The 15,427-nt window shown below is 60.3% G+C and carries 12 protein-coding genes; 2 read left to right on the forward strand and 10 right to left on the reverse strand.

The window, feature by feature from the left end:
- Nucleotides 1-12: 12 nt before the first annotated feature.
- Nucleotides 13-588, reverse strand: coding sequence for a hypothetical protein (locus TMZ1T_RS15225; protein ID WP_012585843.1), 576 nt, complete (start codon nt 586-588; stop codon nt 13-15).
- Between the two features lie 159 nt (nt 589-747).
- Between TMZ1T_RS15225 and TMZ1T_RS15230 the strand changes: the two genes are divergently transcribed.
- Nucleotides 748-1,170, forward strand: a complete 423-nt coding sequence (locus TMZ1T_RS15230; RefSeq protein WP_012585844.1) for an MBL fold metallo-hydrolase — start codon at nt 748-750, stop codon at nt 1,168-1,170.
- Nucleotides 1,171-1,329: 159 nt separating this feature from the next.
- On the opposite strand, the gene istB is transcribed toward TMZ1T_RS15230, so the two are convergent.
- The 4 genes from istB to TMZ1T_RS15245 form a co-directional block, all read right to left on the reverse strand.
- Nucleotides 1,330-2,127, reverse strand: coding sequence for an IS21-like element helper ATPase IstB (istB, locus tag TMZ1T_RS15235; protein WP_004265643.1), 798 nt, complete (start codon nt 2,125-2,127; stop codon nt 1,330-1,332).
- Complete coding sequence (istA, locus tag TMZ1T_RS15240; RefSeq protein WP_012585845.1) at nt 2,120-3,610, reverse strand: IS21 family transposase; 1,491 nt, start codon at nt 3,608-3,610, stop codon at nt 2,120-2,122. The genes istB and istA overlap by 8 nt, the downstream gene beginning before the upstream one ends.
- Nucleotides 3,611-3,676: 66 nt before the next feature.
- The gene (locus TMZ1T_RS20650; RefSeq protein WP_083768705.1) at nt 3,677-4,270 is read right to left on the reverse strand and encodes a reverse transcriptase domain-containing protein; all 594 of its coding nucleotides are present in this window, start codon (nt 4,268-4,270) and stop codon (nt 3,677-3,679) included.
- A 221-nt stretch (nt 4,271-4,491) separates the two neighbouring features.
- On the reverse strand, nt 4,492-7,839 hold the full coding sequence (locus tag TMZ1T_RS15245; RefSeq protein WP_012585846.1) for a DEAD/DEAH box helicase family protein: 3,348 nt from the start codon (nt 7,837-7,839) through the stop codon (nt 4,492-4,494).
- 170 nt (nt 7,840-8,009) lie between these two features.
- Here TMZ1T_RS15245 and TMZ1T_RS15250 point away from each other — a divergent pair, with 170 nt between their 5' ends.
- Complete coding sequence (locus TMZ1T_RS15250) at nt 8,010-9,335, forward strand: ISL3 family transposase (protein ID WP_004265459.1); 1,326 nt, start codon at nt 8,010-8,012, stop codon at nt 9,333-9,335.
- Nucleotides 9,336-9,390: 55 nt separating this feature from the next.
- Here the strand turns inward: TMZ1T_RS15250 and TMZ1T_RS15255 are convergent, their stop codons facing one another.
- From TMZ1T_RS15255 to TMZ1T_RS15275, 5 genes are read right to left on the reverse strand one after another with little or no spacing between them, the layout of a single operon-like run.
- Entirely contained in the window at nt 9,391-9,861 is a 471-nt protein-coding gene (locus TMZ1T_RS15255; RefSeq protein WP_012585847.1) for a type II toxin-antitoxin system death-on-curing family toxin, read from the reverse strand.
- Between the two features lie 2 nt (nt 9,862-9,863).
- Nucleotides 9,864-10,874, reverse strand: a complete 1,011-nt coding sequence (locus tag TMZ1T_RS15260) for a hypothetical protein (RefSeq protein ID WP_012585848.1) — start codon at nt 10,872-10,874, stop codon at nt 9,864-9,866.
- Between the two features lie 46 nt (nt 10,875-10,920).
- Nucleotides 10,921-12,648 carry a DUF262 domain-containing protein gene (locus TMZ1T_RS15265; protein WP_012585849.1) on the reverse strand — a complete coding sequence of 576 codons (1,728 nt, stop codon included), beginning with the start codon at nt 12,646-12,648 and terminating at the stop codon, nt 10,921-10,923.
- A 2-nt stretch (nt 12,649-12,650) separates the two neighbouring features.
- Entirely contained in the window at nt 12,651-13,820 is a 1,170-nt protein-coding gene (locus TMZ1T_RS20655) for a restriction endonuclease subunit S (protein WP_083768706.1), read from the reverse strand.
- Nucleotides 13,820-15,358, reverse strand: coding sequence for a type I restriction-modification system subunit M (locus TMZ1T_RS15275; protein ID WP_012585851.1), 1,539 nt, complete (start codon nt 15,356-15,358; stop codon nt 13,820-13,822). The genes TMZ1T_RS20655 and TMZ1T_RS15275 overlap by 1 nt, the downstream gene beginning before the upstream one ends.
- Nucleotides 15,359-15,427: the final 69 nt, after the last annotated feature.

Below are 15,427 nucleotides of genomic sequence, written 5' to 3' on the forward strand. Positions count from 1 at the left end.
CTCACTAAATGGTCAGGGGTAGGTGACGCAGGTCATATTGGCACAGGGGGTGGGCTCTCGCGCCTGATGCAAGAGTTTTACGTCCGCAAGACATCTGGCCTCAACAGCCTTGTAGGCCGTTTGTCGCTTCAGTTCTGCCCAATAAACGTCTCTCCCCGTACCTGGCGGAAAGTGCAACCAGAAGACGCCCTCAAGTTCGGCCGTTAGTCCTGACTGAACACCAAACCACGGTCGCAGCGCCACATCGTCAGACTCGAACTCGCCTAACGCGCAGGCAGCCTCACGCGTGAGATCCAAGCCAGGGAGTTCTGGGAAATTCTCGAACTCGAGCAGTCTTTTCTGCTTGCGCGGCGCCTCCAGTCTTAAGTCCTCGCGACGGCACCGAAGTATCGATACCAGCGCATCAATGAACGCCGGGCGCTTGAGCCACCACTCGGCCTCGTCCTTGCTCAGCAGGCCGAGCTTGGCGCTTACTGAGCGCGCTGCGGGCCACTTTTCGGTGGTTTTCACCTCACACAAACGGCGCGCAAGCTCGTCGAGCGACTTGATGCCTTGTTCCTGCATCAGGGCAATCAGCGGGGCAGTCATACGGTCTCCTGTAGAGGACTCGAGCATACGACAGCCGCCCCACTATTGCATCTTTTTGTGCAACGGTGCATTGCATTGCAATGCGCTGCATTTTCCATTGCAGGCTCTGGCGACGCCCCCCGATGATGAGCACTCCAAAACACATCAGGAGTACCCAACATGGAAATTCAATTCGTCGGCCCCCTCGGAAAAGTGACCGGTTCATGCGCCTGGCTTCGCGATGAAGGCAGGAAATGGAGCTTTTTGGTGGACTGCGGGATGCAGCAAGGCGAGTACGACGCCCCGCGCTGGAACCGAGGCGAGCTCTGGCCCTTCAAGCCAAGCGACATTCAGTTCGTCATCCTGACCCATGCTCATATCGACCACAGCGGGCTGCTTCCCGAGCTGTATCGACAGGGCTTCAAGGGACAAGTCTTCTGCACCCGCGCCACTCGTAAGATCGCAGAGGTCCTTCTGCGCGATGCGGCACGCTTCAGCGCCACCCCCTATGACGAAGGGGATGTCGACCGCATCCGTTGGAACGACAGAAAGCTCAAACACGGGAAAGCAACGCCACTGGATACGGTGTCGGCGCGCGTCTAAAACTACCCAGCGGTGCGCGTTGAATTTTACCCAGGCACTTTAGTTGCCCGTCATGCAGCAACTGCTTTTCAGTTTAGTCGAGTTACCGTTCGTGAGTGTGCGCAGAGAAGCCCGCGAAGGGCGTAGCCCGAAGCGGGCTTCTCTGCGCGGGCGCCGGGATCAGAACGGCTCGTCCTCGGTGAGGGGGCCGCGCTTGCGCTGCTCGCGGTCCTTGATCCGCGACCGCGCGCTGGCCGAGCTCTGACGGAAGCGATAGGACTCGTTCCCGGTCTCGACGATATGGCAGTGATGGGTGAGCCGGTCGAGCAGTGCCGTGGTCATCTTTGCGTCGCCGAACACGCTGGCCCATTCACCGAAGCTCAGGTTGGTCGTGATCATCACGCTGGTGTGCTCGTACAGCTTCGAGAGCAGATGGAACAGCAGCGCTCCGCCGCTCTGGCTGAACGGCAGGTAACCCAGCTCATCGAGAATCACCAGGTCCATGCGCAGCAGCGAGAAGGCGAGCTTGCCGGCTTTGCCGGCCGCCTTCTCCTGCTCGAGCAGATTGACCAGATCAACGGTCGAGTAAAACCGCACCCGCTTGCCGTGCTGGGTGATCCCCGACACCCCCAGGGCCGTGGCCAAATGCGACTTGCCTGTGCCGGTGCCACCGATGAAGACGACGTTGTGAGCCTGCGCGGTGAAGTCGAGTGTGGCGAGTTCCTGAATCAACGCCCGCTCCACCTTCGACTGCTCGAAGTCGAACCCGGCCAGATCCCGATGCACCGGGAAGCGGGCCGCCTGCAGTTGATAGCGGATCGAGCGCAGGTGACGGTCGGTATGCTCGGCCTCGAGCAGGTGCTCGAGCAGCCAACCCGAACTCTGACACCCGAGATCACTCGTGGACACCAGCTCCGCCCAGGCGTCGGCCATCCCGTACAGGCGCAGGGCTTTCAGTTCGGCAAGCACATCACGCATGGCTCACCTCCGCACGCAGCCGGTCGTAACGCTGCGGGTCCGCCACCGGTGTTTCGCTCAGGGTCAGTACCGTGTCGACGGTCGGCGTGGCAGGGGCCGACTTCAGGCGATTGAGCACGTTCTCGATGTGCTCGGGGCTGGGGCGGCCCGCTTCGAGCGCCAACTCCACCGCCACGATGACCGCCCCCAGGCCATGCTGAGGCACGGCGGCGAGCACCTTCGCCATGACCCGATCTCCGCCTTCGCGCTTGAGCAGCAGTGCGCGCAGCGTCTGCAGTGGCGCGGGCATGTCGGCGAAGGGTGCGCCGTTCCTGAGCGCACCGGGCTTGCGCTCGATCAGCGGCAGATAGTGCTGCCAGTCGTAGCGCGCTTCGTTGCGCGTGAAGCTGCGCACGTGACGGGCCACGACGGTGTCGTGCGCGACGAGCTCGATCTGCTCGGGATACACCCGGATGCCGACCATCTGACCCACCAACTCACACGGCGCTGAATAGCGGCAGCGCTCGAACGTAACCAGGCAGGTGCTCGAGACCTTGCCCAGCGTCTCCACGTAGCCGTCGAAGGGCGTGATCATCGGCATCAGGCTGGGCTGCTCCTGCTCGAGCATCTCCGCCAGGCTGAGGTCGTACTCCGGATGTTTGAGCTCCTGCCACAGGCTGCGACACTTCGCCAGCAACCACAGGTTCAGCTCGGTGAAGGAACCAAAGCGCGTCTCGGCCGCCTCTTGCCAGATCCGCCGTCGGCTGTCCTGCACGTTCTTCTCGACGACGCCTTTCTCCCAACCGCTGGCAACATTGCAGAAGTCCGCTTCGAACAGGTAGTGCGAGGCCATCGCCGCAAAGCGTGTATTGACCACCCGCGCCTTGCCTTTCTTCACCCGGTCGACGGCCGTCTTCATGTTGTCGTAGATCCCGCGCCGGGCCACGCCCCCGAGCGCAGCAAACGCCCGCGCGTGCGCATCGAACAGCATCTCGTGGCTCTGCGTCGGATACGCCTGCACGACAAAGGCACGGCTGTAGCACAGCTTCAGGTGCGCCACGAGCACCTTGCGCCACACCCCACCGATGACCAGATGCTCCTCGCTCCAGTCGAACTGGTGCGCCTCTCCCGGCTCGAACTGCAGCGGAACGAAGGCCTTCGTGACCGAGGCACCGCCTTCGGCCCTCCAGCGCCGGATGAACTCGGTGACGCGGCTGTAATCGCCGTCGAACCCCTGCACCTGCAACTGACCAAACAGCTTCAGCGCCGTGCGTCGGTCCCGTTGCGGTCGCCGCGCATCGGTCTCCAACATCTTGACCAACTGCGCCGCGTACGGCGCGATCTTGGTGTCGACGACCTTGCGTCGATACTTCGGCTCAACCCCCTCGGGCGCCTTCAGCCACTTGCGGATCGTCTTGCGCGTCAGCCCCGTGCGACGCTCGATCTCCGAGAGCGTGAGCCCCTCCCGGTAGTACAGCCTTCTGACCTTCCCCAGCAGATTCATGGTGATCATCTCCTCGGTTCCCCGCTCCTCGACGGAAGCGGCGGAGGTTAATCACCTGGGTACTTTTCAGCGCGCAGACCCCGCGAAATCTGGGTAGTTTTCAGTGCGCGTCAACACCTCGAGATATGAATGCGAGATAGACCCAAAGAAATCCGAAAAATCAAACTCTGCAACGAAAGTTCTCGATGAATCCTGAAGGTCTATTGCAATGTCCTGAATCGCAAAATGAACATTCCTGTCATTTCTATACGCATAAGAGAACGAGCTAAATCGATGCTTATTCTTAGATAAAAGGTGAGTATAGAATAGACGTGAAACTGCAGCATCGGGAATCTGATAGATGGAAATCTTTCGAACCCCGCCGCCTTTCTTCGGAATCTTTTCTATAAATGGCTCATTGGGCACATAGTCCCCATTAAATATCTTCCTTGCGATAGACTTAGCGATGCTTGCAGCCCTTCTCCGCACGTAAAATGGATTATGAAGCGGATTGTTTTCCCAACACTCAGGCTTCTTGACAACCTTCTCGGGAACGTCGGCTATTCTCTCTTTTCTTCTAACGAACTCAAGATGAAGGTTATTGTGGTAATCTTGATAGCGCTTTATTAATTTTAGCGCCTCTGATTCGATACTGCTCTTTATGCGCTGCTCTAGGTTCATGTCGGGGACTCACGTAACAAAAAGCCCGAGCTTTCGCTCGGGCTCTCCACGGAACCAACCTCGCAAAAATAATTATCCAACCTCTTCTGTGGCACTGTGGATAAATGCCACAGCCATCGAAGGGCTTTCACCCTTTCTAGGGGCTCCGTTCTTCCCCTTAGGAAGTTATAGCACGATAGCATTTATCAGCGCAAATGTCCAGTGGGTACTGAGCTCTCTGGTTAGGCCACGGCTCGTTCCCGAATCCCCTCCAGCACCTGCACAATCTGCGTGACCGTTGCCGGCGGGAACACCCCCAACGGCCCCTGCGCATTGATGTCTGTATACGGCGACTCGAACAACCGCCCCGGCTCCATCACCCCGTTCTGCGTCAGCTCCTCGACCACGAGATTGATGAACTCAATTTGGTTCGGCGTCGCCGTAGTGCCACCGATGAAGTCGCTGAAGGCCTGGATCGCTGTCTCCCGGTCGAGCCCCACCAGTGAGCGGATGAAGATGCCGAGGCCGTGGCTTTTCTCCCTCGCTTCGCTGATGAGCTCTGGCGACCCGCCAGCCTCCAGCAGCATCTTTTCCAGCTCAACAAGGTCAGTCGGGGTGAGAGGCTGATTGCGACGCAGCCGCTGCAGCGCCAGGTGTGACTCGTGAGCCCGCAGGAAGGCGCGTGCCTTGTCCTTGAACTTCGCCATGTTCAGGCCAGCCGTCACTTGCGGGAGGTCGATGGTGGAAAGGTCCCCAATCTCGTCCTCGAAATCCGTATAGACGACCTTCTTCTCCCCCTTGGGGATGAGCTTGACCAAGGCGCGTAGCCGGCGGCGAACCGTTTCGAGCATCGGTACGGTCACACCTTCCCACCAGTCTTCACTGGCGACCGCCTGAATGAGCACCATCTCCGCGTTGATAGCCGGAATCGCTGACTGCTCTTCCAGGGCACTGGCCAGGGCTTGAATCTTCTCCTTCAGACCGGTGAAGGCGGCCAATGCCTGCAGCACCGAGAGTTGGGTGCGCAGCACCAGCATATCGAAGCGCTTCGCCTCCTCGTCTTCATCGACGAGCTCGGTCGGAAGGCCCGCGACTCGATTGGTCAGCACATCAAAGTCATCTGGCCCCAGCACCTGCCACGCTTCGGATTTGGCGTATTTCTCGACGTACTGGCGGTGCGGTCGGACGACGAAGTTGTCCTGGTTCATCGCAGCCACGTTCTCATGCAGCATCGCGGCCGTCTCGGCCCGCAGTTGCGCTTCTGTCAGGTGCCCACCGTACGGCGCGGCGACCTGGTCGCTGGCGGTTAGCCCCCGGGTCAACTTGGCATCCAGGCTGGAGATGAGTTGCAGCCGTGCTCCGAAGAGCCGCTTGCTAAGGGGCTCGGCGGCCGAACTCTCGACGAAGTTCGGGTTCTGGCTGAAGAATTCCAGGTTCTGGCAGAAGTCGAAAATGTAGAAGCTCTGCTTGTCCTCGCCCGGGCCGAACAGGTCCTTGCACAGGCGGGTGCCACGCCCGACCATCTGCCAGAACTTCGTCTTCGAGCGAACAATCTTGAAGAAGACCAGATTAACCACCTCGGGTACGTCGATGCCGGTGTCGAGCATGTCGACCGAGATGGCGATATGCGGCATCTTGTCCTTGGCCGAAAAGTCGTCGATGAGGCTCTGGGCGTATTCGGTCTTGTAGGTCACCACCCGTGCGAAGTGGCCCTTGTAGTGCGGGTAGTTGGCATTGAAGCGCTGGGCGATGAAGTCAGCGTGGTCGTTGTTCTTGGCAAAAATGATGGTCTTGCCCAGCCGGTCGCCTCCGGCCACCTTCTGCCCCTGGGTCATCAGGGTCTCGAGCACCTTGTCGACGGTGTCCGTATTGAACAGCCACTTGTTCACGGCCTCGGCATTCACCTCGTCCGGCACCGTCCCGTCGTGGCTCCACTCGAGAGCGTCCCAGACTTCCTTCTCCTCCTCGGAAAGGTCCTCGTACTTGATGCCTTCGCGCTGGAATTTGAGCGGCACCGAGATGGGGACCGGCGGCACCAGGTGCTTGTCGGCCACGGCTTCGTCGAGGCCGTAAGCGTCGGTCGGCACGCCGGTTTCGAGGTCGAACAGACCGTAGGTGTTGTGGTCGATTTCGTCCTTGGGCGTGGCGGTAAGCCCCACCAGCAGCGAGTCGAAGTAGTCGAAGATGGCGCGGTACTTCTGGTAGACGGAGCGATGCGCCTCGTCGATGATGATGAGGTCGAAGTGACCGACGCCAAAGCGGCGCTGGCCTGCGTTTTCCCCATTCGAGGCCTCGTCAATCAGGCCCATCATCGTCGGGTAGGTCGACACATACACCCGCCCTTCGGTGGCCTTGTCGGTCACCAGGTTCACTGGCGCCGAATCCGGCAGATGCGCCTTGAAGGCATTCACCGCCTGATTGACGAGCGCCACCCGGTCGGCGAGGAACAGCACGCGCTTGGCCCAGTTGCACCGCATCAGGATGTCGGCCAGTGCAATCACTGTCCGGGTCTTGCCGGCACCGGTCGCCATCACCAGCAGCGACTTCCTCAGCTTGTCGGTCTCGAAGCTTTCCCCGACACGGCGCACCGCCCGCGTCTGGTAGTAGCGCTCGATGATGGCGCTGTTGATGACGGCTTCTGACAGCTTCTTGCGGCTGTTGCGCCGCTGGATGAGGAGCTCGAGCTCAGCCTTCTTGTAGAACCCCTGCACCGCGCGCGGCGGATAGGACCTGTCGTCCCATATCCAGTGCTCGTAGCCGTTCGAGTAGAAGATGACCGGGCGCTGACCGTATTGCGCCTCCAGGCAGTCCGCGTAGAGCTTGGCCTGCTGCTGCCCGACCGTGGGGTTCTTGGTGGTGCGTTTCGCCTCAATCAAACCGAGCGGCTTGCCGTCGTCGCCCCACAGCACGTAATCGACGTAGCCCTTGTTTTCGGCATTGGGCATCCCGGTGACTTCGACTTCGAAGTTCTTGGCCGGGTCGAGATGCCAACCGGCTTCCTTCAGTAGCGTGTCGATGAAGAGCTTGCGGGTCTCGGCTTCGGAATAGTCGTGCGTATCAGGCTGGGCCGTGTTGGCCTGCCGTATCGCGGCGAACTCTTCGCGCAGGCGACGCAGTTCCTCATCCAGTGCCGCCCTTTCGGACAGCAGGGAAAACAGCTTCTCGTCCTTAGCCCGTAGCTCGACCTCAAGCTTTTGCAGTTGCTCGACGGTTTGCGCCGGCAGTGCGGACGCGGTTGGCAGCAGCTTGATGTCGAACCGCTGACTTGGGTTCGGACGGGCGACGCGCCCGTAGGTGCGCGCAAGCCAGTAGCAAAAGTGGAAAAGCTCGCGGGTGGTATTCACCGCGTCGGCAGGCGCCATCTTCTTGGCGCTGTGGACCGCCATGTTGCCCAGGTCCTTGATGAGCCGGGCTTTGGTGAAGAGCGCATCGCCGACCGTCTGGCGGAAGGTCGGCTCGTGTATCAGCGCGCTGAGATTGTCTTGATAGGGCAGCTTCAGCGACTTGTCGTGCTTGTAGAGCCAGGCGACACCCAGTTCCAGCGTGCGGCGCGCATAGAAGCAGGATGCTCGGGCATCCGTATTCGCCAACTCCTCCGCCTTCGACGCCGACTCGAAGAGAAAGGCCCACTCGGGAAGACTGAGGGCTCTATGCCCTTTCCAGTGGAAATTGACTCAACAACAAACCGTGTGATCGGTGGTACAACGCCCCGATCTTGACCGCACCCGCACCCGCACCCGCACCCGCACCCGCACAGACCATGAGCTCTCCGATCGAAGCCCTCTTCACCACCGCGCTCGGCCTGCAGCCGCCCTGGTACGTCGCCAAGGTGGACCTCGACACCGCGAAGCGGCGGATCGACTTCGAAGTCGAGCACGCCGGCAAGCGCGTGCCCTGTCCGGCCTGTGGGGCGGCGCATCAGCCGGTCCACGATCGAGTGCGGCGCAGCTGGCGTCACCTGGACTTCTTTCAGTTCGAGGCGTGGCTCCATGCCGACATCCCGCGCGTGCAGTGCTCGGGCTGCGGCAAGACCACGCAGCTGCCGGTGCCGTGGGCTCGCGAGGGCAGCGGTTTCACGCTGCTGTTCGAGGCGCTGGGCCTGTCCCTGTGCAGCGAGTTGCCCGTGCGCCAGGCCGCCGCCCAGATGCGCGTCGCGCCCAAGCGGCTGTGGGGGCGGATCCGCCATTACGTTCACGGTGCACGCGCTCGGGATGACATGTCGGGCGTGCGCTACGTCGGCATCGACGAGACCAGCGTCAAGCGCGGGCACGCGTACATCACCGTGGTGCATGACCTGGAGGCCAAGCGCCTGCTGTTCGCCACGCCCGGGCGAGACCACGCGACCCTGCAGGCCTTTGCCCAGGACCTGCGCGCGCACGGTGGCGAGCCGGAGCGGATCGAGCACGCCTGCATCGACATGAGCGCGGCCTACGCCAAGGGGATTGCCCAGGCGCTGCCCACGGCGCAGGTCAGCTACGACCGTTTCCACGTCGTGGCCCTGGCCAATACGGCGATGGACGAGGTTCGCCGCGAGGAGATGCGCAGCGCCGCAGCCGCGGTCCGCGCGGCGGCCGGTACGGGAAACAAGAAGACGCTGCGCCAGCTGTTGTGGGCGATGCGCAAGAACCCGCCGCAATGGACGCCGGCACAGTGCGACGCGATGAACTGGCTGCAGCGCTCGGGCCTCAAGAGTGCGCGGGCGTGGCGGATGAAGCAGGGCCTGCGGCTCGTCTACCGCGAGGCGGCGGCGAGCAACTGCGAAGAGGTCGCCCGCGGGGCCTTGATGAAGTGGATCAGTTGGGCCCGACGCTCTCGCCTGGAACCCTTCAAGCGGCTCGGCGCCACGGTCAAGGCGCATCTGGGCGGCGTGCTCCGCGGCATGCTCGACGGGCGCAGCAACGCCTACGTCGAGGCGATGAACGGGCAGCTTCAGCAGACGAAGACCGCCGCCCGAGGCTTCCGCAACCTCGACAATTTCATCGCCGTCGCCTACCTGCGCATGTCCAAGCTCGAGCATCTACCGAAGAACCCCATGGTGCCGGCGATCCCCCGCGAATACGGGCGCTACCGTCATGTTTGTTGTTGAGTCAATTTCCACTGGAAAGGGCATAGAGCCAGACTGAGGAAGGCGAAGTTGCTCATCATGCACTCGCGTTCGGCATAGCCGACGAAATCGCTTCAATTAGGGCCAGCTTCAGGCTTTCTGGATAATCATCCTCGTACAACAGTGCGGAAATAAACTCTCGGAGCAGGTCTTTGCCAATCACGTTGTCGGCGACATAAACGGCAATGTTTTCCATCTCAAGGACAAAGCGCCTGACCACGTAGGCATAGCCGTTGAGCTCCAGAAAGTAAGCGCCAAGACCGATTGAGGAGCGTTTGTTTCCGTCGTTGAAAGGATGATTCTTATTAATGGAAAAGACGAGATGAGTCAGCTTGTCCACCATTTCAGGATAATAAAGGTCGTTCTGAATGTGAATCAGAACGCTTTCAAGCTGCGCAACATTTTTTACGCCAGGCAGGCCGCCCGAATTTTCAATTATCCACCTTTGCGTATCAATCGCGTGGGCAACATCGAAGTAGAGGTACCGTAGACCTTCGTGTTCATCCATGCTCAGCGGTCCTTCAAGCGCTTGAAGACTGCAAGCGTGGCTGGGTCGCTGAGTCGCTCTTCAAGCGACTTGCTGGTATCGCCCAGGAAGCGGTCGAAATCTGCCTCAGGTATCGACTGGATATAGGCCTCCAGCTTTTGATGCAAGGCATCCCTGAATCCAAGGTCACGGCTCGCCATCTTTGCCCTTGCATCATGAATCAAAGGCTGGAATAGCGGATGACCCTGAAAACGGATAAACAAGGCCTCAGCTTCCTGAAGAGTGAGTTTTCCTCCCTTGCCTTTGGCAGCCTCGGCAAGCTCATGGGCAAACCCATTCTCATAACTTGCGATTAGATTGAGGACTTCTGCGTACATCGTTTCGCGGATGCTTTCTTTTTCTGCAAGATTCAAGACCTTTCGATACTCGGTTGCGTTTTCCTTGAATATGCTCTGATAGATTAAGTTGCTGAAGCGCGCGTACTTCCACTTGTTTTCCACCACATGTAAGTCAAGTGCGTCAGTGAACTGCTTCCGGTAGCTCTGTTCCTGAAAGGCTGCGGTCAGGTACTGGTCGTCACGCTGATTGATGAACTTGGTATGCCCCCCCGTACGCTCGACCAAGACGTCCATCACGATGTCAAGAAGCCGGTTACGGATGGCCTTGGCTCGGTCGCTCTCAGTCAGCAGCATGGCCAGGTTCAGCACCGCACGGAAGCTGAACACCCCCAACACGGGCGCCTTGTTACCCTCATCAGTGAGGGAAACATCAACCAACACCTTGAATTCTCTGAGAGTTTTCCCCTTCAGAATGCGGTAACCATTGGCCTTCAGCTCCTCACCATGGCTGGAGATGTACCGCTCCACAGTCGCGTCACTAATGCCAAACAGCGCCGTCACCTGTTGCTTGGTGAAGAGCGTTTCTGCATTGAACACAACGCCACCCAAACCCAAGTGCTGCTCCGCAGCTTGCAGGGCATAGCGGTTGTTGAGGATGTTCTGGCGCTGGTGCTGAGAGGTCGTTAGTTCACTCATAAGGTGTTCTCGCTCACACACACTACCCGCAGGGAGGTTACCGTCCTCATAGCTTGGCTTTCTCCCGGATAAAGCTGTTCATCCGCTCCGCCAGCGCGACCCGGCGCTGCTGAAGGAAGTCTCGATAACGCGCCGTCGCCCAGAGCTCAGGGTCGGTCGGCACACACTGACTGGTCAGCGCCTGCGCGCCCTGCTTGTCTACGATGTTGGCCAGGTAATCGGTCGCCTCCTTGTTGCTGATGCGCCGGTTGGTCTGGCCGGTGATGAAGGCCATGTTGGAGATTTCGTTGATTTCACCGGTCTCATAGCCCTGCGCCTTGAGCAGCGACTTCGGGATGATGTGGTGCCACTGGATGAAATGGAGCTTGCCCTGATGGGTCAGCGACAACCCCAGGCCGCTGTACCAGTCCTTGGCGCCCGAGGCCTTCAACGCCAGGTAGGCCAGCGAGAACAGAGGGCTGTTCACCCCGCGGCCCGCCAAGTCGCCCGGCTCCACATGCAAGCGGCCGAACTGGCGCTTGACCGGCTCCATCAGCTTCCCAATGTCCTGGTCGCGGAAAACAATGGCCAAATCCTCGTTCAGCAGGGTTTCGGTCGAGCCCCGCGAATACCGACCACGCGCGTTGGCCACCAGCAGCCAGTGCAGCAGCTTGTTCTGCTCGTCGGCGGTGAGCTTGTTGTCCTTCACCCGGCTCACAGCCGCGAGCGTATGGATGAACATCGGCGAGGACAGCAAGGATTCATCCTCGATGCCAACATTGGTGCGCAGGAAGTTGATGGCGTAGCGCAGTCCTTCCTTGGCCTGCTCCCAGCCCGCCTTGAGCTTGTCCACCGGCGTGCTCGCCACCGAGCGGAACAGACACTGCTGAGTGGCGAAGACGACGATGGCCCGCACAAGATGGCCAAGCTCAATCGTGAACCAGCTCTGCTCGCACTCCTCCTGGAAAGCCTCGAGCTCCTTCAGCAGATTCGGCCAGCGCGAAGTCATCTGTGCCAGCGCCAGGTCCGACGAACGCAGCTTCGCACCCAGCGAATTCACCCGCACGAAGATTTCCGTGACCTCCTCGTAGCTCATGGCACGTTCGAGCACGTGGACCACGTATTGGTAGTCCTTGATGGCACGCAGCTTCTTCAGGCGGTCGGAATACTTCTGGTAACGCGGGTCGTCGAGGTCCTTGATACCCGCTTTCTTCAATATATCGGTGTCGTTCGCCGTGCCGAAAACATGGCTCACCGACACCCAATTGGGTTGCGACAGCAGGTTCTTGCTCGCCACCACGAAGGTGCGGCGGTTGAGCTTTTCCTGCAGGCCCTGTTCAGCCTCGTCGGACTCCTCCGCCTCGTCACTCACTTCGTCGTCCGGGGTGAGCGGTGAAGGCTCATCGGTTTCGACCTCGGTGTCGTCGGTGGGCGGCCCCTCGGGGTGTTCGAGGTTGAACAGGATGTCGATGGGGCGCTTACGGCCACGGACTGACACCATCTCGCCGCCCAACACGGCAGTCAGCGAGGTCAGGCGCTGCTGGCCGTCGAGCAGTAGCTTGCGGCCGGCGAAGGCATTGGTTTCCTGCGCGATGGCGAAATCGCGCGTCGGCACCGGCTCTTCGGTCTCCCACATCAGGATGGAGCCGCTGGGGTAGCCACGGTAGAGCGAGTCCAGCAGGTCGCGGACGCGGGTGGCTTGCCAGACGTAGTGACGCTGGATTTCAGGCAGGCGCAGCTCGCCGCGCTTATACATATCTACCAGCGTGCCGATGGGGATGTTTTGCTGTTGCATCGTCAGAGTTCTCCGCGGAAGGCGCGGTGTTGAAGTGAAGAAAAAAGCTCATCGAGAAGAGCCAAGGCCGACAGCTGTTTGCTCTTCTCGCTTCCAACCGCTTCGACCCTCTCCGCGAATCGCCGCTGGCGTTCAATGGAGGGAACCGGCATCGGCAATCGACGCAACCCCGGCCCGCTGAAATTTTGTTGTGCTGCCTGACGGGACTGAGCAAAGATGAGCGACTGCACGGATTCACTCTGCAGCACGGAAAATGCGTACTCAGGCAATATGCGACTCTGAAATCGCATTCTTATGAAGTATGCCCCTGCAATGCACACAGGGTCACGTTCCTTTATTAGAGCAACCTTGCCGACCGTTGCTCCGGTCCGCGCGAAAACGACGTCTCCCGCACGCAAAGCAAACTTGTCCCGAGTTTCTTCGTCGACTTCCATCCGCGGCATTGAATCGAAATCCAAGCTTCCGGCAGCATCTAGGTCCGTGATTCTGACGATGCGAATCCCTTCGGGGGAATATGCCTCGTTGTGGAAACGGGGCCCGTATTGCATCTCCTCAATACCGTCACCCAAAGTCCCCGCAGTACACCCCTTGGGCGACGTAACGGGGTCCCCGAACATCTCGATGAAAATCCCCCGCTGCAGCTCATCCAGCAGCGCCAACGCTTTCCGCCGCTTGGCGCGCAGCGCATCGGCTTGGTCGAGGATGGCGGCAACGCGGCGCTGCTCTTCCAGACGGGGGAGGGGAATCCTCAGACTCGACAAGAAAGTTGCGGGAACTCGTCTCTGCCCGCCACTACCAGTCATCCGCCGCTCACCCTCGACACGAATATCTGCCTGTCTCAGGAGGTGATGAAGGTATCGCCCATCAAGGAGACTCTCCTTCGGGCGAATAACGTGAAACTCCGTTGAACCAAAGCCATTCGGATGTGGCAGGTGCGCCTGCGCAATCTTCCCGTTCTCGAAGCATGGCGTGATTTTCGCGACCAGAACGTCGCCGTTTCGAAAAGGCGTATAGCCCTTCGACACCTCTGAATAAGCCCTTGTCTCAGTTGACACAACTCGCGCCTCCTCAGCCGACAACGAAGCCATCGGCACAAAGGAAACAAGCTCTGTCTGTTGAAGGGGGTCGCTCAGCCGAGGGTTGATAGAGGCCACGTCCCCAAGATTCACCATCACCCCAACATCTCCTCAAGCGCCTTCATCCCCACCTGAATTTCCTCCTCCAGCTTGGCCAGCTTGGCGAGAATCTCCCTCGGCGGCAGGTGCTCCACCGCCTCGTGCACCACTTCCTTGTAGCGGTTGATGGAGAGGTCGTAGCCCTGGGCGGCGATGTCGGCCTTCGGCACACAGAAGCTCTGGTCGGTGCGCGAGCGCTGCCGTTCGGCTCCGTCCCGCTGCTGCCAACGTGCCAGCACATCCGGGAGGTTGTTCTTGACGTGCTCAGCATCCGAGAGCGGCAGCAGCGGGGTCACGCCGAGCTTCTCCTCGGGCAATAGAGGCTGACGCTTGTCGTCCAGACTCCTGCCGTCCGCCAGCATGTCGTAGAACCAAACCTGGTCGGTACCGCCAGAGTCGGTCTTGGTAAAAATCAGAATTGCCGTCGACACACCGGCGTAGGGTTTGAAGCAGCCAGAGGGCAGCGAGATGACCGCATCGAGCTTTTGCTCCTCCACAATCATCCGGCGCAGTTCCTTGTGCGCCTTGCTGGAACCGAAGAGCACGCCGTCCGGCACGATGACCGCCGCGCGCCCGCCGGGCTTCAACAACCGCAGGAAGAGCGCGAGGAACAGCAACTCGGTCTTCTTCGTCTTGACCAGCGCCAGTAAGTCCTTGGCAGTGTTCTCGTAGTCCAGCGAGCCCGCGAACGGCGGATTGGCGAGGATGAGCGAGTACTTCTCCTCATCGCCAGCGTGGTCCTGCGCGAGCGAATCCTTGTAGCGGATGTCCGGGTTATCGACGCCGTGCAGCGCCATGTTCATGCTGCCGATGCGCAGCATGGTGTTGTCGAAGTCGTAGCCGTGGAACATGCCGTGATGGAAGTGTTCACGGGCTGGGGCATCGTTGAACAGCGCCGGATGCTTCTCGCGCAGGTATTCCCCCGCAGCCACCAGAAAGCCGCAGGTACCACTCGCCGGGTCGCAGATGACGTCCTTGGGCGCGGGCGCAGTGAGCTCCACCATCAGCTTGATGATGTGGCGCGGCGTGCGGAACTGGCCGTTCTGACCGGCTGCGGCAATCTTGCCGAGCATGTACTCGTAGAGGTCGCCCTTGGTGTCGCGGTCCTCCATCGGCACGTGGTCGAGCATGTCCACCACCTTGGCCAGCAGGCCAGGCGTCGGGATGGTGAAGCGGGCGTCCTTCATGTGATGGCTGTAGGTCGAGCCATCGCCGCCACGGGTACGCAGGAAGGGGAAGACGTGCTCGCCCACCACCTCGAACATTTCCGCCGGCGCGAAGTTCTTGAACCGCGACCAGCGCAGGTCATCGTAGGCCCGCCCCTTGGGGTCCGTGCCTTCGGGAAAGATGCGGTTCGTCATCGGCCGCTTGAGGAGAGTCGCCTTGCTCTCCTCCAGGGTGTGCCCGTCATCCAGGCGGCGGATGAACAGCAAGTAGGTAATCTGCTCCAGCACCTCCATCGGGTTCGAAATCCCGCCCGACCAGAAGGCGTTCCATACGGCGTCGATTTGGCTACGAAGTTCGCCAGTCAGCATTCAATTTTTCCTGTTCTTCTCGTCGCGCACCCCAGTCGTGCGCATGCCGCGGATGCATTGCAGCAATGC

The organism is Thauera aminoaromatica (assembly GCF_000021765.1).
GTDB classification, from domain to species: domain Bacteria; phylum Pseudomonadota; class Gammaproteobacteria; order Burkholderiales; family Rhodocyclaceae; genus Thauera; species Thauera aminoaromatica.